The sequence below is a fragment of the Pelotomaculum schinkii genome, from assembly GCF_004369205.1.
Lineage (GTDB): Bacteria > Bacillota > Desulfotomaculia > Desulfotomaculales > Pelotomaculaceae > Pelotomaculum_C > Pelotomaculum_C schinkii.
The window spans coordinates 2,109,680-2,135,706 of the sequence record NZ_QFGA01000001.1; the positions used below are offsets into that span (position 1 = coordinate 2,109,680).

Below are 26,027 nucleotides of genomic sequence, written 5' to 3' on the forward strand. Positions count from 1 at the left end.
TATGTATTGTCAATTAAAAAAATAAAGTGGCCGTTTAGAGGCCACTTTGTTACTGTTCCATCTGTTTGGCAAGAAAACCGGCTGCGGTCTCGGCCAGTTTCAGCTCCATCTCACCCATTTTAGTTTCCGATTCCCTGGAGGCCAAAATCACAGCCCCGATGGGATCTCCTTCGGCAATAATTGGAGCGATAACTTCGGAAGAATATTTACATTCACCGTCTTCTATGATCATACAATCCTTACAGGAGGGATCTTCACCCGGGTTGTTAATGACCACTGCCTTGCGGTCTTCCATTACTTTCTCAATAGCCGGCCCAATCGGTTTATTTATAAATTCTTTTTTTGGCGCGCCGGATACGGCGACAATAGTGTCCCGGTCAGCGATACAAGCAATGTGACCCAAGGCCTCATACAAAGAATCCGCATACTCCTTGGCAAAATCGCCCAGTTCGCCGATTGGTGAATACTTCTTTAGTATTACTTCACCTTCCCTATCAACAAAAATCTCCAGGGGATCGCCTTCACGGATTCTCAGTGTTCTCCTTATTTCCTTGGGGATAACAACTCTACCCAGGTCGTCTATACGGCGAACTATACCTGTTGCTTTCATTAATTCCCCTTCCCTCCTTATCGGCTCATTTCAAGGTTTAGCTTTATAAAATAGTATATAACGGGAGGGGTTTGATTATTCATTTTTTTCCAATCAACCATAAAAACTTTTCAGCTTTCGTCAGGCTTTTATTGTTTTGAGTTATCTTCTGCCTGGTCTAACAGTTTATTAGTTATATCAGCATTATTTTTAGCTTCCTCCATAAACTGGCTGAACTTGGTCTGCTTGGCTTCCTCATTCATCTGTTCGGCAAGTTCGCTCTTGACCTCTTCAAAAGACGGTGTTTGCGCCGGAATCAGTTTCTCTCTGAGAATAACATGGTAGCCATAGTCGGTTTTTACCGGCGACTTGGTGTACTCGCCGTCTTTTAAGGCAAACGCGGCTTCTTCAAATTCCGGAACCGCCTGGCCTTTGCTGAAAGTGTAAAGGCCGCCGTCAACCTTGGTCCCGTCCTCAGATTTTTCGCCGGCTAGTTGAGAAAAGTCCTTCCCTTGCTGAAGCTGGCCGATGACATCCTGCGCCAGCTGCTTTGCTTCAGCGTCGGTATGCTTAAACGGGTAGCCCTTGTCACCTTCATCCACGAAGAATAAAATATGGCGGACCTGCAACTGCTCGGGTTGGGCCATCTGCTCCTTGTTTTCTTCGTAATACTTTTTAACCTCGTCATCGGTTACGGGGGGCAGGTCCTTAGTAAGCTCGTCCTGCAGGTTCAAGATATAAGCGATGTCTTCCTCACTCATTTTGACCTGGTCCAGTAACTGCTGATACTCTTCCTCGGACGAAAACAGCTGTTTATACGCGCCTATTATCTCCTGAACCCGATCAGTGGACAGGGTACCCACTTTCTTTGCTTCCTGGAGCATCAGTTTGTTGTTGATCATCTGTTCCAGGGTGCTCTTGCGGAGAGTCTCCAGCAAGCTTGCGCCCTGGTCCCCGCTGAAGTCCATGCCCTGTTGTTCGTAGCCGGCCTTTTCTTCTGCAACCCGCTTGTCCAGTTCCTGGCTGGTAATCTTCTCACCATTTACGGTTGCCACAACATTGCCGTTGCAGCCCGCAACAATGACTACCGCCAGCAGCGCCAGCGACAGGACAAAAAACCTCAATATTTTCATCATTATCATATCCCCCCTTCAAAACAACATAGGTACATTATATATTAACATTGCTTCCTCTGGCAACCACCTGACATTTTGTGGCAAAACCGGTCACCAACCAGCAGGTTTAAAAAAGCTTCCAGTTGTTCCAGAAGAAAACTGCCCTCATAGTGGCCATTCCCAGCCAGGCGCAGCTTGATTTCGAATTCGTCTCCGGCGCCTGAGTATTTTACCCGGTTCTGGTATTGCCGGCCGGCTGCTACCAGGTCCTCCCCCGCCAGGGGATGGCCTGCGGCGAACAAGAGGCGAAACTGTCCGGGCAAAAGGCTGATTGACTTAATTTTTAGCCACCCCGCCAGTACCCTGATTTTGGCCACAGCCAAAAGGTTACCCACCGGCCCCGGTAAATCCCCGAAGCGATCCACCAGTTCATCTTCCAGATCCGGAATTTCTGAAAGCGAGCTAAAGGCCGCTATCCGTTTGTAAATCGCCACCTTCTGGTTGGAATCCGGTATATAGGTGTCAGGAATATAGGCCTCTACCGGCAGTTCAATAGAAGCTTCCACCATCCTGGGCGCCTCCTCACCCCTGGCTTCCCGCACCGCTTCTTCCAGGAGCCGGCTGTACAGGTCAAAGCCGACTGCCGCAATGTGCCCGTGCTGCTCCGCCCCCAGGATATTGCCGGCGCCGCGAATTTCCAGGTCTCGCATGGCGATCTTGAAGCCGGAACCCAGCTCGGTGAACTCACGGATGGCGGCCAGTCGTTTTTCGGCAGCCTCACCAAGCACCCTGTCCTTGCGATAGGTAAAGTAAGCGTAGGCCACGCGGTTGGAACGGCCAACCCGACCCCGCAATTGGTATAACTGGGCCAGGCCCATCATGCCGGACTCCTTGACCATAAGAGTATTTACATTGGGGATATCCAGGCCGTTTTCAATAATAGTGGTGCAGACCAAGACGTCGTACTCGTGGTTCAAAAAATCCAGCATCACCCGTTCTAACTCGTCCTCTTTGATTTGGCCGTGGGCAATTGCTATCCTTGCTTCCGGCACCAGGCCCTGCAGCCATAAGGCCACCCTCTCCATATCAAAAATACGGTTGTAGACAAAGAAGACCTGCCCCCCGCGTCCCATCTCACGGTGAATAGCCTCCCGGATCAGGACCGGATCCTCTTCCAATACATAGGTCTGGACCGGGTAGCGATTTTCCGGCGGCGTCTCCAGGATGCTGGTGTCCCGCATCCCCACCAGGGACATATGCAGGGTACGGGGGATGGGAGTGGCGGAAAGGGTAACCACATCCACGTTTTTACTGATTATTTTCAGCCTTTCCTTATGAGCGACCCCAAAGCGCTGCTCCTCGTCCACCACCAAGAGGCCCAGGTCCTTGAAACGGACGTCTTCCTGCAGCAGGCGGTGGGTGCCGATGATGATGTCAACAGTACCCCGCTCAAGTTCCTGGAGTACCTGGCGCTGCTCGCGGGTTGTGCGGAAACGGCTTAAAACATCGACCCCTACGGGATAGCCCGCCAACCTCTCCCGGAAGGTGTTGTAATGCTGCTGGGCCAGGATGGTAGTCGGAGCCAGCACGGCGACCTGCTTTCCTTCCATGACCGCCTTGAAAACAGCCCTTAAGGCTACCTCGGTTTTGCCATAGCCCACGTCCCCGCACAGCAGCCGGTCCATCGGCCTGCTACGCTCCATATCGGACTTAATCTCCTCCGCGGCACGCAACTGATCAGGGGTTTCCTCAAAGGGGAACGCATCCTCAAACTCCCTTTGCCATACCGTATCCTTCCCGAAGGCATGGCCCTTGACGGTCTCTCTGGCCGCATAAAGGGCAAGCAGCTCATGGGCCATCTCCCGGACCGCTTCCTTTACCTTGCCCTTGGCCCTGGCCCACTCGCCGCCACCCAGGCGGGACAGCCGGGGGGCCTCGCCTTCACTGCCCAGGTACTTTTGGATTAACCCCACCTGGTCCACCGGAACATAGAGCTTATCCTCCCCGGCGAATTTGACCAGGAGGTACTCCTTCTGAACCCCCTGGATAGTCAAGGGCGTCACCCCGAGATAGCGGCCAATCCCGTGATTGACATGCACCACATAATCACCGGTTTTAATATCCACAAAGGGAGCCAGCCGGTCCGACCGCCTCCACTCCCGCCTGGGTTTTTTGCGCTGGCCGTAAACTTCCGACTCAGTGAGCACCACCAGGCGGCAGCCGGGAAGCTCGAAACCCGCTGCCGGGCTGCCGTTGGAAATCACCACGTTGCCGGCCCTGACGTGACCTTCCAGGGAATTGGCATAAAAGGCGTCAATATTGTAGTCCCGTAGAGCTAAGAGCAGCTGCTGGGCCCGCAGCTGGCTTGACACAAGGACCACCACGGCATAACCTGATGCATGCCACTGGCGTATTTCTCCCGCCAACAGCCCCAGGTTCCCCATGAAAGACGGTACGGATTTGCCGGGAAAGTTAATGATTTGTTCGGGCTCGATAAACCCGGGCTGGCGGGGCAGTAGAGATGAATAAATAGTAATATGGGAAGCAAAGCCCGCCTGGAGATGTTCCCAACCGGCGTAAGTCAGGAACTGGGATGGCAGGAGCTTTCCCTTGGCCAAAAGGTCCGCGTAGGTTTCGGCGTGTTCCCGCAGCACTGCTTCCGCAACTTCCTTGACGCGCGACGGGTCATCTACAAAAATTGGAACCTGGCCAGGCAGGTAGTCAAGGAGGGTAACTGTCTCGGGGTAAAAATAAGGGAGAAATTGCTCGATACCGCTGAAGTAGCCGTCAAAACCCTCCAGGATCTCCTCGAATTTTTCCTGCAGCTGCTGCAATGCTCCCTGTTCTCCTGTTTTCCCCAGCTTGCGGCGCTGCGTCAGGTATTCCTTATCGACGGCCAACCGGGCTTTTTCCCGGGTATCGCCCCTGACAATCAGCTCCCTGGCCGGGTAGATCACCAATTCGTTGGCCTTCTCCTCTGAGCGCTGGGTTGTAATGTTAAAGCGGCGGATGGAGTCCACCTCGTCGTCAAAGAATTCAAGGCGGGCCGGCCGGTGGGCGGTCATAGGGAAAATATCCAGAATACCCCCCCGCCTGGCAAACTGCCCTCTTCCCTCAACCAGATCAACCCGCTCGTAGCCCATGGCCGACAAACTATACAGGATGTCTTCCAAATTTACCCGATCACCGATAGTCAGCCGCAGCACCGCTTTTTTGAAGTCGTCAGGGGGGGGCAAGCGCCGCAATAAAGCTTCAACAGGAGCAATGACAATGGTCTGATCGCCCTGTGACAGCGTTTCCAACACCTGCAGGCGCTGAGCCGCCACCTCCATGCTCTGGGCCAGTACCTGATAGGGCAGCAACTGCATTACCGGGAACTGCTGCACAGTGACGCCGGGCAGGAATTCCACCAGTTCATCGCCTAAAGCCAGGGCTTCCCGCTCACCTACCGTCACCACCAGGAACGACTGGGGGGCGCTTTCAACCAATCCGGCCAAAAGATAGCTGCGCTGTGACCCGGTCAGGCCAAATACCTGCTGTTGCTTCATTTTTTTCTCCAGTCCTGCGGCCAGGCTGCCGAACTCAGCCGAGGATTGAAGCGGCTTCAAAATCCCGCGCATGAATATATCCTCCATTTACCCATCACAAAAAGAGCTTTAGCAGCTTAAAGGCCAAAGCTCACGTATCATGGTTTTACATCGCTGTAATTTCATCCTCTGTTTGCAACGCGTCATGCCTATTGTGGACCTTTAATTGAGCACCGGCCCGCCAAAATAAGCGCTGTCAGGACCTCCGTACATGTCTTCCAGGCACTCCTCACAAAGGGTGGTCAAGATCACCTGGTCCCCGCTGCCAGACATACTAATTATATTCTGCGACTCTGTACCCGTCAAGGCAGACTGCATTTCTCCCGGCGAAAGGGCCTCCACTTCTAAACTATGCACGACAATATCACAACATTCACAAACATATACGAGTTTCAAAAAGGCCTGCCCTCATTCCATGATTTAGTAAAGGAAGCAGGGGGAGAAGCAGGGGGACGGTTCTTTTGCTTCCTTTTTTGGAAGCAAAAGAACCGTCCCCCTGCTTCCTTTACATTTACTTGTTGTGTCGCTTTGCCGATAATTTCACAACCAGGCAGTTCCAGGCCATATGGGTCAAAAACGCCGCGCCCAAAGCGGGTGGCAGGGTACCGTAAAAACGGTAGACAGATAAGGTTATAAAACCAAAAATGGAGTGGCTGGCCAGAGCCGCCAGCCCGGCGTAATAACCATTGCGGCGGTTGAAGTATTCCCAAAAGCCTTCCACTGCTCCAAAGGACAGGTGGGTTAACAGGATGTCCCCGCCGAATAAAACAGCTGCGGCAGTTTTGGAGATCTCCTCCACCAGTGGGGCCAGGTATTCCCACCTTTTGCCGGCCCATCTACCAAAATGTTTATTAACCTCCCAAGCCAGGGCTGCAGCCATTACCCCCAGGATCAGGGACAGTGGCAGGGAGGGTAAAAACTGCTTGAGGCGTATGTAACAATCACCTTCTGTTGTAAAGGTTCATAGCTTTCTCCAGTCCATCGCGCACTATGCAAACGACCGACCCGGCAGCGGCCTTCAGCGCATCCTCCATCTCCCTGGGCTCAAGGCGGCTGAGGACATAATCCACCGTCTCCATGTCAACGGCTTCCGGCCTGCCGATCCCAACTCTAACCCTGATAAAATTTTCAGTACCCAGGACCGCTATGATCGATTGCATTCCCTTGTGCCCGCCGGAACCTCCTGAGGGACGGATACGCAAGGCGCCGGCAGGCAGGTCCAGGTCGTCGTAGACAACCACCAGGGCAGACGGATCAAGTTTGTGCCAGTTTAACAAGGGGCCTACCGCCTGCCCGCTTAAATTCATATACGTCTGGGGCATGGCCAGCACAATTTTTTCCCTGTCAATCAGCCCCTGGCCGACCAGGCAATTAAACATCTTTTTAGTCACAGCCACATTCAGTTCCCGCGCCAGCCGGTCGATGACCATAAAGCCTATATTATGCCTGGTAGCGGCATACTGTCTGCCCGGGTTACCAAGTCCCACAACCACTTTCATAAAGGGCACCTCCGCCTCTAAAACTCTCCCCTATTTTACCAGGGCCTGCTTAGGAGGGAAAGGCTAAAATGGGCGTAAGGCGCGAGCTTATGCTGCATTCCTTAGCGGTGAGGCGTAAGCTTATGCTGCATTCCTTAATGGTCAGGCGTAGGGCGTAGAAAAAAATAAACCTGAGTTATCATCTTCCACCCTGAAAATGTAGGTGCGAATTCATTCGCAGAAATGTTACATTGGCGCCCGCAAGTTCGGCGCTGACGCGCCGTGTACGATTGAAGTGGCCTGCAAAAGATGGATATTCTTGTTAGACAGCCATACCCTATTTAGAGGACTCTTCTTCACCCGCCCCGGCAGGCTCGGCTTTCTCCTCATCAGGCTCAGCCACGGTTTCAACTGGCTCTCTCCCAGGCGCAGCTACCGTGACCACAGCGGCGTGCAGGTCTTCGTTAATTCTAACATCCGGAGGCAGTACAAGGTCGGCCACGCTTATTACATCCCCGACCTCAAGGCCGGAGATATCCACGGTAATGGCATCGGGGATTTGTGTAGGCAAGCACTCCACCTCGACCCGCCGCAGGAGCGGTGTAAGGACACCCCCCATCACCACACCAGGAGCGGTACCGTTCAAAACAACCGGTACGGTGGTGTGAATTCTGTCCTTCAAAGAAATTTGGTGAAAATCAGCATGTACCAGAACACGGCGCAACGGATCCCGCTGGACGGCTTTGACCAGCACCTTGTGCTTCTTGGTTTTACCATTTTCATTGATCTTCATACTGATCAGGGCGTTTGAACCGGCTTCCGCCAATATTTTCTGCAATTCCTTGGCATCCACTTCAATAGCCATGGCGCCTATGTTTTTTCCATACACAACAGCCGGGATCAACCCTTTATTTCTTATCTCATGGGTATGGCTGCTGGTTTTATCCAACCTTTTCCGGACTTCCAATTCCGGTTCCATCTAAGAAACCCCCCTTTGGTAACTATTATTCCCTATATTTGTCATAAACATTCCAGCGTGGGCATATGAATTAGCTTAAGAAACTTATTTGCTGCAGGGGGGGTTAAGATGCGTAAGAGCAAGCGTTTTGAATCCATGCCGGTAATCAGTTTGGAGGAAGGCCAGCAGATCGGCCATGTTAAGAGTCTGGTAGTTGACCCTGCCGGTAAAAAGGTGGCTGCGCTGATTATTGAGCAAAAGGGCTGGTTTAAGGAACAGAGGTTTATACCTTATCATAAGGTTAAAAGCGCGGGCAGCGACGCTATCACCATTGAAAAAACAGCCAGTGTGGAACGGGCAGCGAGCCTGCCTGACATAGTCAAGCTGGCCAGAGAAAAGGTCGGCGTCATCGGCGCCCGGCTCGTGGCTGAAAACGGGACTCTCCTTGGCAATGTTGACGAGTACTACGTGGACTTGGCCACGGGTACTATCGCCGGCCTGGAATTTTCCGGCAACCTGCTCAACAGCTTTATCAAGGGCCGTGCCTTCCTGGACACCATTTATGTCCGGACCCTGGGCAAAGAAGTGGTGGTAATTACCAACGAGGCGCTGGACAATATTTTCAAGCTCGACGGCGGGCTGCAGGAAACCGTCAAAAATATCCGTGAAACAACCGGCCATCTATGGGAAAACACGGTGCAAAAAACAAAGGACCTGGGTACCACCTTGAACAAATCTATCGAAAAAGTAAAGAAGGATATAAAAGCCGCAACCAACCCCGAAGGCGAAGAGGCTCTGTCCGCTGACAGGGAAAAGAACGAAGATCCGGCTGCTGCTGGATTGTCTGCAGTTACCACGCAGAAAGCGGGTCTAGAAAAAAATGAGCGCATAGTAGAAAATCCCCCGGCGCAAGCCGGCCCGCCAAACGAGGAAAACCGCACTCCCCCGCCTCCGCAAGCTTAAAGGGACGGTGGGTATGGGAAAGTCTGTACGCGATCGATTTAGAATGCTGATTACGTCCATAGATATGAGAAACACAAAACAAGTGAAGGGTCAGGGGCTTTCATTGAAAACAAATGACGGCCTTTTTTTCATACACAACTAAATATTTAACTTTTTTTCTTGATGGAAGGTAATTGAGGACCAGGTGTGGAAAAAGAAGGAATAGTTCTTTATTGGGGGGATAAAAAGTGAAAAGGCATTGTTTTTTATCTGTGCTTTTAAGTTTGTTGTTCTGCCTGGCTGTCGCTAACGCAGCTTTCGGGGAAACACAAACTTCGGCCAAGCAGTTGTTCCTGACCGATTTGAAGAATAACGGTCTGGTGGTAAGTGGTATACCTTACCACATCTATTCCGGAACATCAGTTTTGGAAATTAAAGAATTAAAGACTAATTTGCCCGGCAGTGAAGAAGCCATACAGCTGCTGACCCGTGCCAGGTTGAAGTTAGACTCCAAGGTTGACGGCCCTGCTGAAAAGATGGAAGCAAAATATACGCTTACCCTGGGGGGGAAAAACCGCAGCGGCTCCTTATTTATGGATAGCGACAAAATGATTGTATCAACAGAGTTCATGGACCTGATTAAGGACTTGTACCAGGCGCCTGCCCCCAGCGACTTAACCCTGCCCCGTTATGTCTATTTTACCGGGCTAGCCGACGCCGGGGGTTGGGACAGCATGGTCCAGCCTGAAATTTCACCGGCCCTGGAGGAAATGCTTATATTTATCTTCGAAGCAATACCGGAGCATTACTATCAGCTTTCTCCTGCCGAAAAAACAATAAAATTACAGATAGACCGGAACGGATTGCCGGAGGTCATACGCTCTTTAACATTCAAGGCTTTTGACGAGCCGGAGCGGTTCGCCGATCTGGTGTTTAATATTTTAACCGCCTTCGATCCTACGGTAAGTGCGGAAGATAGCAAACAAGGTATTCTGGAGACATTGGAATACCTCTATCAAGTTGCGGATACTCCTGACAGTCCCGATCAAATGCTGGAGATGCTGGGCGACAAACTGACCTTCAACCTGGTTATTGAGTCCTCCCTGCTGCCGGCAGGCCCGGACAAATTTCTCTTTGAGCTCGGCATGAATGACTTGGGCACATCAACCAACATCCACATCGACAGCACAACCCAGGGCGGCAAAGAAAACATAAGCGGTACCGGACTTATTTCCTTCAACTTAACAGATAAAACAGAAGGTTTCAGCCTTGATGGAAAAGTAAGCCAGGATCTCCGCCTGACTAAGGCTGAATACCGCACCAACTCTATAATAGATCTTAATTTTAGCGAAAGCAGCGACGAGGACAGCTACCTGCTCTTAAGCCTGAAGGGAACAGATCGCTACAAACCTGAAAAAAGTGTTGCCATAAACCTCCCCGAACTTACCCCCGACAACAGTATGGATCTCACAGAGGCAAGCAGCAAGCCGGCTCCATTCCATGAGGAGGTGCAGGTAGTCCTTGACGGCGAAGCGCTCTCCTTTGACGTGGACCCCTTTATCAAAGACGGCAGGACTATGGTCCCGATCCGGGACCTGGCGGAAAAACTCGGCTTTACAGTCGTTTGGAGTGAGCCCAATCAGGTCGTTATGACCAATGGGGATACCACCATCTCCATATTCCTGGGTGATCAGACCTACACTGTCAACGGTACCCGGAAGCACCTGGATGTTACCCCTTTTGCAAGCGAGGGGAGAGCTATGGTCCCGGTGCGGTTTATTGCCGAGGAGTTAGGCTGCATGGTTTATTATAGTGAGGCTACAAATACTGTGTTCATCAACCATAAGGCAAGTACCCGCGTCATTCCCTAGCTTACAAATGATAATAAGATAAATTTTTGGCCCAAATTACTTTTTGGAGACACTTCCTTGTTCACCCGTCAAAGGCGTCAGTTTTTCCCGGTTGAACCTTTGAAAGATATTCTTTTTCAATATCACTGATTCAAGTTGGATAAATAACCTGGTCCTTGCCAGTGAGAAAACCGTCAAAGCAACCCAGATAAAAACAAAGGACACCATGTGAACAGTTGTGAACGGTTCATGAAAAATAAATACTCCTAAGAGCAGCGCAATGGTTGGGGCGATATACTGCAAAAACCCCATGGTCGACAACGGGAGGCGCCTGGCGCCGCTTGCAAACAAGATTAGCGGCACTGCCGTGACAACGCCGGCCCCGGCTAAAAGAACTGAAATACCGGGATGACCAAAGCCAAAGAATAGGGCCCCGTGGTTATGTACATAATTGAGATAGAGCAAGGCAAACGGGGTCATAATGAGGGTTTCCAATGTTATTCCAGTGATGGCCCCGAGTTGGATCATTTTTTTGCACAGACCGTATAAACCAAAGGTAATTGCCAGGATCAACGCAACCCAAGGAATAGCGCCGAAGTGAAACGTCAGATTCAACACACCAAGCATGGCCAGGAAGAAGGAAACCATCTGCCAAAACGATAGCTTTTCTTTAAGTATAATAATGCCCAATAACACGCTAACCAGTGGATTGATGTAATAACCCAGGCTCGTGTCAATAATATGGTTGCTGTTTACAGCCCAAATATAAGTCAACCAATTCACGCTGATAAGCAAAGAAGCTATTACAATGCCGGACAATTTTTTTAGTTTACAACTGATTTCGCACAGTTCGCCCCAAAAATCTTTAAACTTTCTGGTTGAAAGCAAGACCAGCGCCATAAAGAAAAAAGACCAGGTAATCCGTTGCGCCAGTATTTCAAGAGGCGGAACAAGGTCGACCAGCTTCCAGTAAAGCGGCAATATGCCCCACAACAAATAAGCTCCGGCGGTAGCTGCCATACCGGTTAGTCGTTCGTCTGTCTGTTCAGTTTTCATAGTCTTACCCCTATTTACGAATAAATCTATTTTATGTTTATCTATCTATAAAAGCAAGCGAGACAGGGGACGATCCCTGTCTCACCTGCATGATGAGATTTTTTTATGCTTCTGAAGACGATAATTGCGTTTTGAGCATACTTTCTTTTGCGCGCAGCTTCTTAAAGTCGTTTGTTTCCGCCGCAATAATTCCAGACAAAGCGATCAGGGCGATCAGGTTGGGTATAGCCATGGCTCCATTCATGGTGTCGGCGATATCCCAAACCAGACCAAGATTTAATGTTGCTCCCACCACAACAGCTATGCTGAACAGCACCCGGTAAACGATGATAAAACGCGCGCCAACCAGGTAATAGAAGCATTTTTCACCGTAATAATACCACCCTAAAACAGTGGAGTAAGCGAATAGGATTAGGCCAATAGTAACTATCAGGCTGCCGATGCCCGGGAAAAAGGCTTCAAAAGAACGGCTCGTAAGCGCCGCGGCCTGTGCTTTTTCTACTCCGGGATACAGACCGGCCATTACCAGAACGATGCCTGTAATGCTGCAGACTATAATGGTATCAAGAAAGGTGCCCGTCATGGAAACCATCGCCTGACGGCACGGGTGGTCGGTCTTGGCTGCGGCCGCAGCGATGGGGGCCGAGCCCAGGCCGGCCTCATTGGAGAATACGCCCCGGGCTACCCCGTAACGAATGGTACTGCCGATCAAAGCTCCAAAACCAGCCTGGAAGCTAAAAGCGCTGCTAAAGATAAGTCCAAAGGCGTGGGGTAGTTTATCCAGGTTCATAATAATGATAACCAACCCGGCCAGAACGTAGAAGACTGCCATGAATGGCACAATAACGCCGGAAGCTTTGCCGATACTTTTGATGCCGCCAATTATAACCGCAGCGGTCAACACGGCCAGGATTATGCCTGTTTTCCATGCGGCAACCCCAAAGGTATCATGCACTGCGCCCGCAACAGAGTTTGCCTGCACCATATTTCCTATGCCGAAAGCAGCTATGGCGCCAAAAAAAGCAAATAACCAGGCCAGCCATTTTTGCCCCATACCTCGTTCAATATAGTACATGGGACCACCGGCCATTTCACCTTTTTCATCTTTGATCCGGTACTTTACAGCCAGTACGGCTTCCCCGTATTTGGTAGCCATACCAAATACAGCGGTTACCCACATCCAGAACAGCGCGCCAGGCCCGCCCAATACCACGGCTGTGGAAACCCCTACGATATTGCCGGTTCCAATGGTGGCCGACAGAGCAGTCATCAGCGCCTGAAAGTGAGATATATCACCTGAGGATTTTTTATCCTGCCTCGCGGGTGAAAAGGCCAGCTTCAATGCGTACGGCAGGTTGGAAAACTGCAAAAAACCCAGACGCAAGGTTAAGAATATACCTGTGCCGACCAGTAAGGTCAGCATCCACGGGCCCCACACAAACCCGTTTATTTTCCCTACAATTAATGAAATTACCTCCATTCCTGCATCACCTGTCCTTACAATTAATTTAGTTTTTGTCGTGAAGTCGCTTATCACACCTTTGTTGCGGCTGCTTGTGATTTATTCGACATAAAGCTATGAATTCCTTGGTCCCTGGCTACCTCCTGTGGAAAACAAGCAACAAAAATACCGGCGGAATTTTCCGCCGGCTGGAGTCAATAAAATGCGTAAATCGATCAAGGAACTTAAAGCTGCCAATGATATTCTAAAAAGAAGTAGCTGCCCAAGAGCTTTTTTCGATGGATATGGATGGATACAACGGAGGCTATCCGGCTCTGGTGAAACGTTCTTTTACAGGGCTCGGCTAGCCGAAGCAATATAAAACTGGCAGATAAGGCCTGCTTCAGAAAACCGTCGCAAGATTTCTTCCTATAATAAGGTTCGTCAATGGTAAGGTGGAGATTTCCCAGCGGTTTCTGCTGGAAGATCTCCACCTTACCATTGACTTCATAAAATTACGAGTTTAAGGACTAAACTGGATTTGACAATTCCAGAAGCAATTTGTTCTTTTGCCCATTGCCGAGGAGCATGCTGGGGATAGCCACTTTTATTTTCTTATGAGTCCATGACTTTTTAATCAAACAATTTGCTCACGGAGAGATCCTCATGGATGCGGATGATCGCCTCGCCGAGAAGTGGAGCGACAGATAAGACCTTGATTTTATCGATCATTTTTTCCTTGGGCACAGGGATGGTATTGGTAACGATCACTTCTTTGATGGGCGCCTCGTCGAGCCGCTTTATCGCCGGCCCGGAAAGGATAGGGTGAGTGCAGCACACATAAATATCATTCGCGCCCCATTGTTTTAAAGCCTCGGCCCCTTTGGTGATGGTCCCGGCAGTATCAATGATGTCGTCCAGCATGACCACATTTTTGCCCTTGATGCTGCCAATGATGCTGGAAACTTCGGCCACGTTGGGCTCAGGCCTGCGTTTGTCGATTATGGCGATGGTGGCGCCAATCCGTTCGGCCAGATCCCTGGCCCGGGTGACACCACCCAGGTCGGGTGACACCACTACGATATTATCAAGCCCTATTTGTAAAATATACTCGGCCAGGATGGGAACACCGGGCAGATGATCAACCGGAATATCAAAAAAACCCTGAATTTGACCAGCGTGCAGGTCCATACAGAGGACCCGCCTGGCGCCGCTGGCATTCAAAATATTGGCAACCAATTTGGCGGTAATAGGGTCTCGCGCCCTGGTTTTCCGATCCTGTCTGGCGTACCCGTAATAAGGCAGAACCGCGGTAATCCGCTTCGCGGAAGCGCGCCGCACGGCGTCAATCATGATCAGGAGTTCCATCAGGTGCTCATTAACGGGACTGCAGGTAGGCTGCATGATAAAAACATCGGCGCCCCTTACGCTCTCGTTAATTTTAACCTGGATTTCTCCGTCACAGAAACGGGTGCATTTGGCGTCGCCCACAGATACCCCCAGGTACTGCGCAATCTCTTCAGCCAGTTCGGGATTGGCGTTTCCGGTAAATATTTTTAGCCTCTTGCGAGATGACATGCCTACTACCTCCAAAATGTATTAACCGCAGATTATTTTTCTGGTTTTCGAAGAGAGATGGTCACGTAGACGCTAACCATCCCTACCCTTCTCGGCCTTGCTTTTTTTCCTGCTCTCCCAGTCAAGCACCAGGGCTTGCTTGGCCCTTTCCACGCCCAGGGCGCCGTCGGGTACATCCCTGGTGATGGTGGAACCGGCTCCGGTTGTCGCGCCGGCGCCTATTTTGACCGGAGCTACCAGGTTGGTGTTGCTGCCTATGAAAGCCCGGTCACCAATATGTGTGGGCCATTTTTGTTGGCCGTCATAATTGCAGGTAATCGTGCCCGCCCCAATGTTGACCTTCCGGCCGACAGTCGCATCGCCAACGTAGGCCAGGTGAGGCACCTTGCTGCCGTTACCGATATCTGATTTCTTGATTTCAACAAAGTCGCCCACCTTGACATCCTCTCCCAGCCTGGTTTCAGGACGGATATAGGAAAATGGGCCAATCGAACAGCGGTCCTGGATATAGCTTTCAAGAACGATGGAGTTTTGGATCGTTACACCGCTTCCCACCACTGAGTTTACCAGGCGGGTATCCGGGCCAATGACGCAGTCCTCACCTACTGTCGTGCTTCCCTCAATAAAAGTAAAAGGGTAGATGGTCGTGTCCCGGCCGATCCGTGCCCCACGGTCTACAAAAGTAGATTGCGGGTCAACTACAGTTACTCCCGATCTCATTAGCTCCAAAAGGACCCTCGACCTGATCACCCGCTCCACCTCGGCCAGTTGGACACGGTCGTTAATCCCGGCTGCCTCAGCCTGGTTTGCCAGAAGCATTGCGCCGACCGCCCTGCCCTCCGCGGCGTAAGTTTTAATAATATCGGTGAGGTAGTACTCACCTTGGGCATTGGCCGGTGTAACTTTGTCCAGCGCCTCAAAAAGACCGGCGGACTCAAAGCAATAAATGCCGGTATTGATCTCCAGCACCTCAATTTCTTGTGGAGAAGCGTCTTTTTGCTCAACTATCCTTTTCACTCTGCCTTGTTTGTCCCGGATCACCCGGCCATAACCGGTTGGCTCCTCCACCTTGGCAGTCAGCACGGTGGCGACAGCTCCCGTGGCCCGGTGTGTCTCCACCAACCGGGAGAGCGTTTCAGGCTCAATTAGTGGGGTATCGCCGCATAGTACCAGGAGCTGGCCATTAAATTCCTTTAATAAAGGGCTCGCCTGCAATAGCGCATGGGCTGTTCCCAACTGTTCCGCCTGCAACGCAACCTGGCCCCGGCCCGCCACTTCCTGGGCGACCAAATCCGCGCCGAAACCCACCACTACAATATTCTGTTCCACCCCGGCAGCTGCAACAGCCTCAAGAACATAAGACAGCATCGACCTACCGCAAATCTTATGAAGCACCTTGGGCATCCCGGACTTCATCCTGGTGCCTTTACCCGCAGCAAGAATAACTGCCGCCAGACTCATCCGGCGACCTCCTTTGCAGTGTTCTATAATAATAATGGTGAAGATTCCCTAAAATATGGTTTACCACGAGAATCCACATTATTAGCATATTCAACAAAAAAATTTAATTTCCTCTAGCTTTAGATAAAAAGAGCGCTTGTACTCCAAGTGGTTGTGAATTTGCCCTGAAGTGGTAAAACGGTGCGCAAGGCATTAGACAACCATATCTGGAAGCAAGAGCTCTTACTTGTCAATTATTTAATTAAATAGCCATAGCATAGGCCTGTAGAACGGCGGTTTGGATTAATTCACGAGCGATAGAAGTAATCGGGTGCGCTATGTCACGAAACTCTCCGTCCGGTGTTTTCCTGCTGGGCATCGCCACAAACAGCCCGTTTTGCCCCTCAACAACCTTGACATCGTGAACAACAAAAGAATCATCCAAAGTAACCGATACAATTGCTTTCATTTTGCCTTCTGTTAAAACTTTACGAACCCTGACGTCGGTAACTTCCACGAATTTCACCACCTTCCCAAATATGGTTACCGCTCTTAAAATAGCTCTTTCTGCAACACTTGGCAAATTCCTTCTTATTTCCAAAATTTTAAGAAAATAATTCCTTTGTTATATTATCTCTGGCAAATAATTGCTTTTCTTTAGTATGGACACTATTTCCTGGATGTGTTCCTGGTCCCTCGTCTCAAGATCAAGCTGCACTTCGGCCTGTTTTAAAGGTATGCCCGGTCTAATCCGGTCATGATTTATCGAAATCACGTTAGCATGAGTTTGAGCGACTACCGACAGCAGTTTCTGAAGGCTGCCCGGCCGGTCGGTCAAGGTTGTCCGCAAGCGGACATAACGGCCTGACTTGGCCAAACCACGCTCGATAATGATGGAAAGAATATTCACATCTATATTGCCGCCACTTAAAACAACTGCAGTATTAGCTCCTGTCAAAGATGTTTTATGATAAATTAATGAGGCCAAGCCGACCGCTCCGGCGCCCTCAACCACCAGTTTCGAACGCTCCAGAAGCATCAGGATAGCGCCGGCAATCTCTTCGTCATCAACGGTGATGATATCGTCCACATAACTCCGGATGATCTCAAACGCCAGCTTGCCGGGCCGACGTATCGCTATCCCGTCAGCAAAGGTGCTGGTATTGCTGCTTTCAATCAGGGCGCCTTCCCGGTATGAGCGATACATGGCCGGAGCCCCCCCGGCCTGCACGCCAATTATACGTACTGAGGGTTTCGATTTTTTTATGGCCAGCGATATACCTGCGATCAGTCCGCCTCCGCCAACCGGTACCAGCACCGCCTCCAGGTCCGGCATCTGCTCAAGCAGCTCCAGGGCAATCGTGCCCTGACCGGCCATTATTTCCACATCATCAAAACCATGGATGAAAGTGGCCCCGCTCGTCGCCTGGAGCTCAAGAGCGCGGTGGTAGGCTTCATCATACCCACCTCCGGCCAGGATTACTTGCGCACCGTAACCACGGGCTGCCATTATTTTAGAAATCGGCGCCCCCTCAGGCATGACAATGGCGCTGGTTAAACCCGCCCGGGCTGCGGCATAGGCCACCCCCTGGGCATGGTTGCCGGCTGAAGCCGCAATTACTCCGCGCGCCTTTTCTTCACCACTCAGGCTCATAACCTTGTTATAGGCCCCCCGAATTTTAAAAGAACCTGTTTTCTGCGTGTTTTCCAGCTTGAGGAAAACATTATTGCCAGTTAGCCGGCTGAAGGTATGAGAATACTCAAGCGGGGTGATGTGCGCCGCCCCGGCCATCCGCTGCCTGGCGGCCCTGACCATGTCCAGTGTCAATAACGCCTCCGACATAATTCTCTCCTTGTTTTTATTATTAGATACACATGCCGCTATCCAGGCGCTACGTATCATGAAAATACCAGCCGGTGCAGGCGCGATTTTAATCGCACAACGGCGCGTCAGCGACGCACTTGGGCAGATAATGTAGCCTTTGTGCGAATGAGTTCGCTAGACCTAGGTGACGTCATTGAGCGTTCTCGCCCACGCTTCCGGCGCGACGTCACGGTATTTCCGGTTGCCCACGTAAAAATCCCGTCCTGTCAGCGCTCTTTTGTGGATTACCCCGGGACCCTGCAGTTCCACCATGCGGTAAATATTCCAGATGCTTCTGTAGCCCAGGTTGGTCCTTACCTCTGTGGTTAAGATCATCATCACTTGCGGCGCCTTAATCAGCGCTTTCGGTTCCACCAGGCGGGCGGCCAGAGCACGGATCTCGGACTGGGGTTCGATTTCACCCTCCGTGTAGCTTCCTTCAAAAACTTCAGCCAACGAGGTTGTCCTGCCTTCCATGATAATTGGCCCGAAAATACAACTGGCTTTTTCCAGTGTCGACTGGTCCACTGCCAGGTAGCTGCCGATGGGCGTCTGGAAAAGCTGCTCCAGACGACAGGTCAGCCCTTCCCTGCCCACCCTTGCGTAGGTCTCAGAAATGGTGAGATGGTGTTCACCCTCGTTAATCCTGATATATACCGGTATGGCCACGATACCCACCGGATTGCCGCGACCTTGCGCTGTCATGAGCGTAACGGCTTTAAGGCGGTCATTTTCAGTCCAAAAAATAAGGATGTTGCCTTGACCGTCCTGCGCCGCCCCGGATGGATTAACCCAAGCGGCAAAAAGCAAAAGAAATACTAAAAGGACAAGGCAGCTCCGTATACACCTGGTGTATGTCATAGAAAGCCCCCTTAAATCTACCAAAAATATTATGAAACTGCGGGCTGACTTTTATTCTAAAAAAAATTCGCCTCTGACGACCTGTGGGCTTATAACGCGGCTCATGTTCGTCCCAATTTTGTTCAACGTTATTTTCAGGATGTCCAGCCGCCAGCGGCGCCACGTATCATAAAAACACCAGCGATGTAGGCGTCGATTCCAACCGCATACGGCGTGCCAGCTCCGAACTCGTGGCAGCCAATCCGCATTTGTGCGAATGAATTCGTACCTACATTTTTGGGGTCTCGCTTCGTATGCCGGACTCTTATTTTCAGTGGCGGGCCTTAAAATCACGCTAGCGTGAGCCCACAGATCACCTCTGCGGACGTGAGGTTACTACGAATCGAGAAGCGTTTTTCGATAAACCCGGTAGACCCTGCCCTTCCTGGCTTGCCCCATGTTCTGGATAATTTTGTTCATCATCCGGTTACTCTCCGCAATTTGGGATAATTCGAAGCGCATGACGCCTCTCCGGCCAGCCCTGCGGATACATTCTAGAATCAGCGCGGCTTCCAGCCCCTTAAACCGAAAGGGCGGCAGCACGGCCAAGACGGCCAGACGGGCGGTCCGGGGACCCGCCAGCGCCCTACCGGAGTTTCTTCTTAAAGCTAAAAGGGTCAAACAGAGACCGGCCGGCTTTCCGTCAACTTCAGCGATCAGGATCAAGCCGGGGTCATAAAAACCCTTCAGTCTATGCAAAATGGCGGCGCCTTCCTCCGGGGAAAGAGGCGCGAACCCCCAGATACCCGGCATTGAACCGTTATGCAGGCATGAAAATTTTTCTCCCTCAGCTGTCAGGTTGTTAAAATCCAGTTCCCTGATACGCAGGGTCTGGTTATTCATAGCCCGGGAAGCCACTCTTACCAACCGCTCCGGTAAAGGCTTCCCGAGGTCACGGTGGTAAGCCAGCAGGTCCACTTCCAGCTCCAGCCCGCTTGCTTTTAACAGATCCTGATAATAGGGGGGATTATAGGGCATGCCCGGCAGGTGAAAACCCTTAAAACCCTCCACCAATAGGCCCACCCGTTCGTGCGGAGTAAGATCAACAGGTCCGATCATTACCTTTACTCCCCTGCCGGCCAGCCATGCTGAAGCTCTTTCAATCAGCGCAACCGCCACAGTGGGGTCGGGTAAAGCTTCAAAGTACCCAAAATAACCGGTAGACCTTAACTGTTCGTCCGTATGGACACCGGCCGCAATGCGCCCGGCAGCATAACCTCTATGCACCGCCAGAAAAGGCTGCGCTTCCACCCGCGCAAACAGGCGATCCCGTCTCGGGTTGGCGGGATCGATAATGGGAAAAGACGGCGCCGTAAAAACACCACGGTAAACCGATCCCGGGAAGGCGTTAAAGACCTGAAGTTCTTCCGGGCTCGAGACAGCTACAACCTCTACAGCCATAACACACCCCCACTTTTTTTGCTACAGGTTATTCCGGCAGTCAGCCCATTGCTACTACCTTGAAAATACACACAGATCGCTTCAAAACATGTAGGTGCGAATTCATTCGCACAAATGCAACATTGGCTGCCACAAGTTCGGCGCTGGCGCGCCGTTGTGCGATTGAAATCGCACCTCGCTAAGTATGTTTTCATGATCCATGATACCGCTGAAGGCATGACAACTACCTTATAAATAAGTGGGCAGCATACAAAAAGCCAAACCCAAAGAAAATGTGGCTGCTTACGCTGGCACAGCGATAAGGCATGTGAATTTATCATAAAAAAACAACAAACCGGCCCTCAAGGACCGGCAGATTCAGAGTGCATTGACGATACAAACCATTGTACCGAAACAAATATTGGAACAAATTAACTATTACCGCTTGCACCTTATACCCAATCAAGTGCAGGCGCGAATTTATTCGCACGCATCTCAAAGGAACACGAACACAGATACGCCCTACGCCTTACGACCAACCACAGAGTTAACTATGCTCCCAAAGTCTTCAGCGCCAGAGTAAGGTCGGCGGGCTTATCAACATCAACGCCAACTTCAGGATATTTTGACATTACCACAATTCCCTTAATCATGCCCAAAAGCTGTGAGGCTTTTTGCTCAGCCTCGGCAATGGTCAGGGAGCGCATTAAAAACTTCAGTACAAATCCCAGGCCGATTAGCCTGCAAAGTCCAACCGGGCTCTTGCGCAGGCTGATAATTTTTTGCCCGTTTTCAACACATTGCTTAAAAATCGCGGGGTTAATTAAGAAGAGGTTTCCCCCCGTAAACACACCCTCTTTTAAATTGACATAGGTGCGCCTGGTCGTTGGGAATTTACTCTCCACCACCTGCTTGGAAATGATAGGGTAATACAGGTCGCCGCTCATATCGCCGCAAAGCTCGAGGAAATCGTTAACCGCCTGGGTTGTGAGCATGGGAATGTCGGAAGTAACCAGCAGTACCCGGCCAGCCCCCAGGACACTCTTCAGTCCTGCTTCGATGTTTTCCATAATACCGCCGCGAGACTCTATAACAGATACCCGCTCTCCGTTAAAAAACGGGGAAAGCTCTGCAACGGGACCAACCACCACCACCCGCCTTATCTGACGACATCTCAATAGCGCTTCAACCACATACTGGACCATGATTTTTTCGCCTATCGGTATCAGCGCCTCGTAGCGGACCTCGCTGCATTCTCTGAGCGGCCCTTCATTGCTGCTCCCGGCCAGGACAACAGCGTCAACCATTAAGCCTCTTCCTCCCTGAGGGCATTTAAGAGGCTTTGCTCGGCGTTTTCAATATGCTCAGTGGCAAGTTTCTGGGCTTGTTCCACGTTGCGGTCGGAAATCGCCTCAACAATCTTGGTGTGTTCATCCAGAGCGATTTTTAAACGGCCCGGCTGGGATAAAGATGTCATACGAAAACGGTTAATCTGCTCATGGAGATTAATAATAATCTGTTCCAGTCGCTGGTTGCGGGAGGATTTGTAAATAAGAGCGTGAAAAGCAGTATCTCCTTCAACTACCGCTTTGAGATCTTCCTCTGCGCTGACGTTTATTTGATGAATTGACCGCTCAAGTTGATCCATCTCTTCGTCCGTGATTCTCTCGGCGGAAAGTCCGGCAGCAAGCCCTTCCAGGGCAGCCCTCACTTCAAAAATATCTACGATATCCTTTACCGATATGCCCGCCACATAAGCCCCCTTGCGGGGAACCATAACCACAAACCCTTCCAGTTCCAGCTTGCGGATGGCCTCCCTGACCGGGGTGCGGCTCACACCCATTTCTTCGGCGAGCTGGATTTCCATCAGTCGCTCGCCCGGCCGCAACCTCCCCTGGATAATTGCTTCCCGGAGGGACTCGAAAACCATTTCACGAAGGGGTTTATAATTGTCCAGTTTAATAGGTATAAGTCTTGACTTGTCCATCAATGTCCCTCCCCGGAATGTAAGTGTAATAATATTTATATTTTACTCTCGGTTATTGTTAATCGCAAGAAATATACGCTTTATTGCCAGTGTTTAATATATTGGTGACAATCACCTGCTCATCCCGCCGGTTATAACGGGCCGCGACAGCATGGGCCGTGTCCAGGTCCGGAGTCAGTCCGAATACGGTAGGTCCGCTGCCTGACATCAGAACACCCAGGGCCCCCGCTTGCAGCAATTTTGCTTTAATTACCGATATCGCCGGCTGCAGCTGGATCGCCACCGGCTCCAGCATATTGACCAGGTGGCTGCAAATAGCGCGGGCGTCGTTTTTTTCAATTGCGTTAATCATACCCCGGTGATCCGGTTTATCGACGCTTACTTCCCGTTTATAAGACTGGTAAACATGCGCCGTCGATAGTCCAAAGGGGGGTTTAACCAGTACCACACCCAGACCGGGACAAGCTGGAAGCCGCTCCACTCTTTCCCCCCTGCCGCGGGCCAGCGCGGTGCCCCCCAACAGGCAGAATGGTATATCCGAACCCAACCGCTCCCCAAGCTTCATTAAGTCTAGCAAGGAGAGACCTGTCCCCCACATCTTATTTAAAGCAATCAGGGTAGCCGCGGCATCTGCCGAACCTCCGGCCAAACCGGCCGCAACTGGTATGTATTTTTTGAGGTGGATGCTTGCTCCTTGCCGGATCCCCCTGTGGCCGCGCAGTAAGTCGGCCGCACGGTACACCAGGTTTTGCGCGCCGGCAGGCAAGCCGTCTCCTTCGACCGTCAGGGTTATTTTTCCCGGTGTTGGGCTAAACTCAAGGTAGTCATGCAGTTCAATTGACTGCATAACCATTTCCACTTCGTGGTAGCCATCCGGTCTTTTACCTAATACTTCCAGGGTAAGGTTTATCTTAGCCCTGGCTCGGGCTTTAATACTCACTGGGGCACCATCTCCCGTGTATTAAGTTAGCCTTAAAAGACCGAAAATCCTCTTATCTCCTTCACAATTTCTTGATTTTTTCCGGGTATGCAAAATCCTGGTTCTGGTGGCCTTTGCAACGCCAAACTTCTTCCGGCCGCACGCCCAGGACCATCAGCCCTGCAGCGGCAGCCAGGGCATCTTCCAGCCGGTTTGCGTCTGAAACGTTACAGGGATGTGTTTTTGTTTTGGTAATCGTCCTGGACCGGCAGCCGTTTGCGACAAGCACCTTGCCTTCACGGATAAACACAGCCATCCCTCCTGCTCCCAGATGCCGCCTGACCACAGCGTTATCAGGATAAACACTGTAGTATACAACCCGGCCCTTAAGCCTGCCGGCAGGATATAACTCTTGCTGGCTGTCCGCATTAACCACCTCGTAGCCAAAACGGCCGGCAGCTTGCAGGACCAGTTCCCTGAGGCCGGCCAGGCGCAACAGGCGGGATCTTGGCGCATCCGGACCCTGACGGTATTCGTCCACAAACTTTTGGATTGATGAATAAAACTCCATGCTTAGCCATTCAGTTCCAGAATTAAGCATGACATCCCTCCATCACTATTCCTAAGGTTATTATTAACCTTATTTAGGCAAATGATACAATTTTTTTTAGTTGTCATTGATGCTCAATGCTATTTCCCTCTCATAGAATAAAGATAATCAAACCTCTGATAGGAGGGCTATAATGGCTGATAAATTAATGCGTGCCCACGGCAGTTATATAACCATAAACCTGGCCACCCGCCGCCTTGGTTTTCACGAAGGAGGGCGCCTGGTAAATACCTACCCGGTTGGAGTAGGGAAACCTTCAACACCTACACCAACCGGCAGCTACAGCGTTAGAGAGAAGATCATGTACCCCGGCGGAGCCCTGGGTACACGCTGGATGGGATTGTCTGTCCCGGGAGGGAATTACGGTATCCACGGAACCAATAATCCTCCGTCGATTGGAGGTTATGTTTCCAACGGGTGTATTCGCATGTACAACCAGGATGTGGAAGAACTTTTCCCAAGGGTGATGATTGGCACGGCAGTAGAAATTTCAGCCGGGACAGTCCAATCAAAGACCGAGAGCCTAACGGGCGCCGCGCAGGGAGGACAGCGCAAGCATATTGTGCAGGCCGGGGAAAGCCTGTGGGAGATTGCGCAGAAATATGGCAAAAGCCTGGAATCACTCATTACTGTGAACCTGATCGCCAACCCGGATGTGATTTACCCGGGCCAGGTCCTGATTATACCGGCTTAAGAGACGTGTGAGTATGCGGCTTTTCGAGAACCAGTTAACTATGACCTTTACCATTGCGATACACTCGGATTTATAATGGGCTGCAAAACTGATTAGTACGTATGTTTTTGGTCTACTGTCCTGCACCGCCTAATATGATCGAACAGTACACTATTTGCAAAGGCTGGTGCAGTTTTGGGAGAGATTGTGTTACTGGGGCTAATTGCCGGGTTGGGAACCTGCCTGGGAGCCCTCCTTGTTGTTGCCTTCGGCCGCCTGGGACCCGCTTCTATTTCTCTAATGCTGGGATTTGCCTCCGGCATTATGACTGCCGTTATTATTTTTGACCTGCTGCCCTCGTCCTTACATTATGGCAGCCTTGCCGCCACCCTAACGGGTTTTGCCGGCGGCATCCTTCTCATGGCTTTCCTGGACCTGGGGCTCAATATTTTGGCCCCTTCTCTTTTTAGAGGCAGGGGCTATTTAAAAATGGGTTACCTCATTGCCGCAGGAATTGCCCTGCATGATCTCCCGGAGGGATTTGCTATTGCCGCAGGATTTGCCGCGGCGGAAAGATTGGGACCAATCCTGGTGTTGGCCATCGGACTCCACAACATCCCGGAGGGGATGGCCACGGCTGCTCCTTTGAGGTACGGGGGTATGGGGGCCGGCCGGGTACTGGCGCTCAACGCCATAATCAGCCTGGTGACACCGCTCGGCACCTTTGTTGGACTGGAGCTGGTAGCAGCCTCCTACACCTTTATCGGACTGCTCCTGGCCTTTGCCGCAGGGGCCATGACCTATATCGTCCTTGGAGAATTGGCTCCTGAGTCCCGCCGCAGCAATAAGCCATTGGCCTATACAGGCATGTTGGCGGGTTTAATCTTAATCATGGCCCTTAGCTTTATTGCCTAAGGATCAGCCAGGCGCCTCCGGCCATCATCAGAGTTCCGATCAGGTTATAAAGACTAAACGGTATTTTGTTCATGCCAAAAAGTCCGAAGTGGTCCACCAAACTCGCTGTCAGGACCTGCGCCAGGACGATGGCAGTGGTGGCTGGAGCCACCCCTATCTTGGGAATAGCCCTGACGACACAATATATAATTATGACGCCCAGAATACCACCAAGGTAGGTATACCAGGGAGCCTGGGGTATCTGGGCCAGGCAGCCGTCTCCCATACGGCAGACAAACAAGAGGACTGCAACCAGCAGGAGTCCGATGAGGTGAACAATAAAGGTGGTTTCCCATAAACCAACTACTTTACCGAGCGCAGAATTTAATGTGCCCTGGATAGCCATAGCCACCCCGGAAAGAGCAGCAATGATCAGAGGTAAGAACTTAGGCGCCATAATTGACTCCTCTACAACCTTTTTAACGTATTTTCTCCTTAAGTCCCTCCTTTATTCCCGGATAGTACCACACGCCGCTATCGCGGCGCCAGGTATCATGAAAACACCGTGCGATTTTAATCGCACACGGCGCGCCAGCGCCGGACCTGGGCATCTAACATAACTATTGTGCGAATGAATTCACACCTCGTATTCAGAGTAGGTCGCCATGCCGTTGGCACATGCACAGACATGTGGTGTAACAGAAATGATTTCGGCAACATAAAATAAACCAAACAGCATACCGCATCAAGAGATGAAAGGAGTTGT

24 protein-coding genes are annotated in these 26,027 nt (G+C 51.1%); 4 read left to right on the forward strand and 20 right to left on the reverse strand.

From position 1 onward, the window contains the following. Window positions 1-49: 49 nt before the first annotated feature. The 7 genes from spoVT to Psch_RS09835 all read right to left on the reverse strand — a co-directional run bounded on the left by spoVT (window position 50) and on the right by Psch_RS09835 (window position 7,748). Window positions 50-610, reverse strand: a complete 561-nt coding sequence (gene spoVT / locus Psch_RS09805; RefSeq protein WP_134217158.1) for a stage V sporulation protein T — start codon at window positions 608-610, stop codon at window positions 50-52. A gap of 128 nt (window positions 611-738) precedes the next feature. Beyond that, window positions 739-1,725: a peptidyl-prolyl cis-trans isomerase gene (locus Psch_RS09810; protein ID WP_190240050.1), complete on the reverse strand. Its 987-nt coding sequence runs from the start codon at window positions 1,723-1,725 to the stop codon at window positions 739-741. A gap of 41 nt (window positions 1,726-1,766) precedes the next feature. Next, window positions 1,767-5,324 (reverse strand): transcription-repair coupling factor, encoded by a 3,558-nt coding sequence (mfd, locus tag Psch_RS09815; RefSeq protein ID WP_190240051.1) that lies wholly within the window; start codon window positions 5,322-5,324, stop codon window positions 1,767-1,769. Between the two features lie 129 nt (window positions 5,325-5,453). Beyond that, complete coding sequence (locus Psch_RS09820; protein WP_134217155.1) at window positions 5,454-5,687, reverse strand: anti-sigma-F factor Fin; 234 nt, start codon at window positions 5,685-5,687, stop codon at window positions 5,454-5,456. A 115-nt stretch (window positions 5,688-5,802) separates the two neighbouring features. After that, window positions 5,803-6,171, reverse strand: a complete 369-nt coding sequence (locus Psch_RS09825; RefSeq protein ID WP_134217154.1) for a hypothetical protein — start codon at window positions 6,169-6,171, stop codon at window positions 5,803-5,805. 61 nt (window positions 6,172-6,232) lie between these two features. Continuing rightward, window positions 6,233-6,790, reverse strand: a complete 558-nt coding sequence (gene pth, locus Psch_RS09830; protein WP_134217153.1) for an aminoacyl-tRNA hydrolase — start codon at window positions 6,788-6,790, stop codon at window positions 6,233-6,235. A gap of 316 nt (window positions 6,791-7,106) precedes the next feature. Then, window positions 7,107-7,748, reverse strand: a complete 642-nt coding sequence (locus Psch_RS09835; RefSeq protein ID WP_190240052.1) for a 50S ribosomal protein L25/general stress protein Ctc — start codon at window positions 7,746-7,748, stop codon at window positions 7,107-7,109. 108 nt (window positions 7,749-7,856) lie between these two features. Here Psch_RS09835 and Psch_RS09840 point away from each other — a divergent pair, with 108 nt between their 5' ends. Both Psch_RS09840 and Psch_RS09845 read left to right on the forward strand, forming a co-directional pair. Continuing rightward, window positions 7,857-8,690 (forward strand): PRC-barrel domain-containing protein, encoded by an 834-nt coding sequence (locus Psch_RS09840; RefSeq protein ID WP_190240053.1) that lies wholly within the window; start codon window positions 7,857-7,859, stop codon window positions 8,688-8,690. A gap of 227 nt (window positions 8,691-8,917) precedes the next feature. Further along, entirely contained in the window at window positions 8,918-10,540 is a 1,623-nt protein-coding gene (locus Psch_RS09845) for a copper amine oxidase N-terminal domain-containing protein (RefSeq protein ID WP_190240054.1), read from the forward strand. 36 nt (window positions 10,541-10,576) lie between these two features. Here Psch_RS09845 and rarD read toward each other — a convergent pair whose 3' ends face one another. The 12 genes from rarD to Psch_RS09905 all read right to left on the reverse strand — a co-directional run bounded on the left by rarD (window position 10,577) and on the right by Psch_RS09905 (window position 23,685). Beyond that, window positions 10,577-11,575 carry an EamA family transporter RarD gene (rarD, locus tag Psch_RS09850; RefSeq protein ID WP_190240055.1) on the reverse strand — a complete coding sequence of 333 codons (999 nt, stop codon included), beginning with the start codon at window positions 11,573-11,575 and terminating at the stop codon, window positions 10,577-10,579. Window positions 11,576-11,678: 103 nt separating this feature from the next. Continuing rightward, on the reverse strand, window positions 11,679-13,055 hold the full coding sequence (locus Psch_RS09855) for an alanine/glycine:cation symporter family protein (protein ID WP_190240056.1): 1,377 nt from the start codon (window positions 13,053-13,055) through the stop codon (window positions 11,679-11,681). A 594-nt stretch (window positions 13,056-13,649) separates the two neighbouring features. Continuing rightward, the gene (locus Psch_RS09860; RefSeq protein ID WP_134217147.1) at window positions 13,650-14,594 is read right to left on the reverse strand and encodes a ribose-phosphate diphosphokinase; all 945 of its coding nucleotides are present in this window, start codon (window positions 14,592-14,594) and stop codon (window positions 13,650-13,652) included. A gap of 72 nt (window positions 14,595-14,666) precedes the next feature. Next, window positions 14,667-16,055 (reverse strand): bifunctional UDP-N-acetylglucosamine diphosphorylase/glucosamine-1-phosphate N-acetyltransferase GlmU, encoded by a 1,389-nt coding sequence (glmU, locus tag Psch_RS09865; protein WP_134217146.1) that lies wholly within the window; start codon window positions 16,053-16,055, stop codon window positions 14,667-14,669. Between the two features lie 241 nt (window positions 16,056-16,296). Then, a complete protein-coding gene (gene spoVG, locus Psch_RS09870) occupies window positions 16,297-16,551 on the reverse strand; it encodes a septation regulator SpoVG (protein ID WP_134217145.1) in 255 nt (84 codons plus the stop codon). A 108-nt stretch (window positions 16,552-16,659) separates the two neighbouring features. Beyond that, the gene (gene ilvA, locus Psch_RS09875) at window positions 16,660-17,877 is read right to left on the reverse strand and encodes a threonine ammonia-lyase (RefSeq protein WP_190240057.1); all 1,218 of its coding nucleotides are present in this window, start codon (window positions 17,875-17,877) and stop codon (window positions 16,660-16,662) included. Between the two features lie 162 nt (window positions 17,878-18,039). Then, entirely contained in the window at window positions 18,040-18,759 is a 720-nt protein-coding gene (locus tag Psch_RS09880; RefSeq protein ID WP_190240058.1) for an LCP family protein, read from the reverse strand. A gap of 375 nt (window positions 18,760-19,134) precedes the next feature. Beyond that, window positions 19,135-20,199 carry a GNAT family N-acetyltransferase gene (locus Psch_RS09885; RefSeq protein ID WP_190240059.1) on the reverse strand — a complete coding sequence of 355 codons (1,065 nt, stop codon included), beginning with the start codon at window positions 20,197-20,199 and terminating at the stop codon, window positions 19,135-19,137. 530 nt (window positions 20,200-20,729) lie between these two features. Then, window positions 20,730-21,485 carry a nucleotidyltransferase family protein gene (locus Psch_RS09890; protein ID WP_190240060.1) on the reverse strand — a complete coding sequence of 252 codons (756 nt, stop codon included), beginning with the start codon at window positions 21,483-21,485 and terminating at the stop codon, window positions 20,730-20,732. After that, window positions 21,485-22,165, reverse strand: coding sequence for a GntR family transcriptional regulator (locus Psch_RS09895; RefSeq protein ID WP_134217216.1), 681 nt, complete (start codon window positions 22,163-22,165; stop codon window positions 21,485-21,487). Before Psch_RS09895 ends, Psch_RS09890 begins: the two co-directional genes overlap by 1 nt. A 58-nt stretch (window positions 22,166-22,223) precedes the next feature. After that, window positions 22,224-23,105 (reverse strand): 4-(cytidine 5'-diphospho)-2-C-methyl-D-erythritol kinase, encoded by an 882-nt coding sequence (gene ispE, locus Psch_RS09900; RefSeq protein ID WP_190240061.1) that lies wholly within the window; start codon window positions 23,103-23,105, stop codon window positions 22,224-22,226. A 61-nt stretch (window positions 23,106-23,166) separates the two neighbouring features. Further along, window positions 23,167-23,685 carry a hypothetical protein gene (locus Psch_RS09905; protein ID WP_134217138.1) on the reverse strand — a complete coding sequence of 173 codons (519 nt, stop codon included), beginning with the start codon at window positions 23,683-23,685 and terminating at the stop codon, window positions 23,167-23,169. A gap of 142 nt (window positions 23,686-23,827) precedes the next feature. Between Psch_RS09905 and Psch_RS09910 the strand changes: the two genes are divergently transcribed. Both Psch_RS09910 and Psch_RS09915 read left to right on the forward strand, forming a co-directional pair. Next, entirely contained in the window at window positions 23,828-24,388 is a 561-nt protein-coding gene (locus Psch_RS09910) for a L,D-transpeptidase family protein (RefSeq protein ID WP_134217137.1), read from the forward strand. Between the two features lie 174 nt (window positions 24,389-24,562). Next, a complete protein-coding gene (locus Psch_RS09915; RefSeq protein WP_190240062.1) occupies window positions 24,563-25,282 on the forward strand; it encodes a ZIP family metal transporter in 720 nt (239 codons plus the stop codon). On the opposite strand, the gene Psch_RS09920 is transcribed toward Psch_RS09915, so the two are convergent. After that, the gene (locus tag Psch_RS09920) at window positions 25,272-25,718 is read right to left on the reverse strand and encodes a DMT family transporter (protein WP_134217135.1); all 447 of its coding nucleotides are present in this window, start codon (window positions 25,716-25,718) and stop codon (window positions 25,272-25,274) included. The two genes, Psch_RS09915 and Psch_RS09920, sit on opposite strands and share 11 nt — an antisense overlap. Window positions 25,719-26,027 lie beyond the last annotated feature (309 nt).

Coding starts and splice junctions, on each gene's coding strand:
- ilvA (WP_190240057.1), bottom strand. CDS start 17,877: ATGTCGGAGGCGTTATTGACACTGGACATGGTCAGGGCCGCCAGGCAG.
- Psch_RS09885 (WP_190240059.1), bottom strand. CDS start 20,199: ATGGCTGTAGAGGTTGTAGCTGTCTCGAGCCCGGAAGAACTTCAGGTC.
- Psch_RS09810 (WP_190240050.1), bottom strand. CDS start 1,725: ATGATGAAAATATTGAGGTTTTTTGTCCTGTCGCTGGCGCTGCTGGCG.
- glmU (WP_134217146.1), bottom strand. CDS start 16,055: ATGAGTCTGGCGGCAGTTATTCTTGCTGCGGGTAAAGGCACCAGGATG.
- mfd (WP_190240051.1), bottom strand. CDS start 5,324: ATGCGCGGGATTTTGAAGCCGCTTCAATCCTCGGCTGAGTTCGGCAGC.
- spoVT (WP_134217158.1), bottom strand. CDS start 610: ATGAAAGCAACAGGTATAGTTCGCCGTATAGACGACCTGGGTAGAGTT.
- Psch_RS09825 (WP_134217154.1), bottom strand. CDS start 6,171: ATGGCTGCAGCCCTGGCTTGGGAGGTTAATAAACATTTTGGTAGATGG.
- Psch_RS09840 (WP_190240053.1), top strand. CDS start 7,857: ATGCGTAAGAGCAAGCGTTTTGAATCCATGCCGGTAATCAGTTTGGAG.
- Psch_RS09835 (WP_190240052.1), bottom strand. CDS start 7,748: ATGGAACCGGAATTGGAAGTCCGGAAAAGGTTGGATAAAACCAGCAGC.
- Psch_RS09855 (WP_190240056.1), bottom strand. CDS start 13,055: ATGGAGGTAATTTCATTAATTGTAGGGAAAATAAACGGGTTTGTGTGG.
- Psch_RS09910 (WP_134217137.1), top strand. CDS start 23,828: ATGGCTGATAAATTAATGCGTGCCCACGGCAGTTATATAACCATAAAC.
- Psch_RS09860 (WP_134217147.1), bottom strand. CDS start 14,594: ATGTCATCTCGCAAGAGGCTAAAAATATTTACCGGAAACGCCAATCCC.
- Psch_RS09880 (WP_190240058.1), bottom strand. CDS start 18,759: ATGACATACACCAGGTGTATACGGAGCTGCCTTGTCCTTTTAGTATTT.
- Psch_RS09895 (WP_134217216.1), bottom strand. CDS start 22,165: ATGGACAAGTCAAGACTTATACCTATTAAACTGGACAATTATAAACCC.
- Psch_RS09890 (WP_190240060.1), bottom strand. CDS start 21,485: ATGGTTGACGCTGTTGTCCTGGCCGGGAGCAGCAATGAAGGGCCGCTC.
- Psch_RS09920 (WP_134217135.1), bottom strand. CDS start 25,718: ATGGCGCCTAAGTTCTTACCTCTGATCATTGCTGCTCTTTCCGGGGTG.
- pth (WP_134217153.1), bottom strand. CDS start 6,790: ATGAAAGTGGTTGTGGGACTTGGTAACCCGGGCAGACAGTATGCCGCT.
- Psch_RS09905 (WP_134217138.1), bottom strand. CDS start 23,685: ATGCTTAATTCTGGAACTGAATGGCTAAGCATGGAGTTTTATTCATCA.
- rarD (WP_190240055.1), bottom strand. CDS start 11,575: ATGAAAACTGAACAGACAGACGAACGACTAACCGGTATGGCAGCTACC.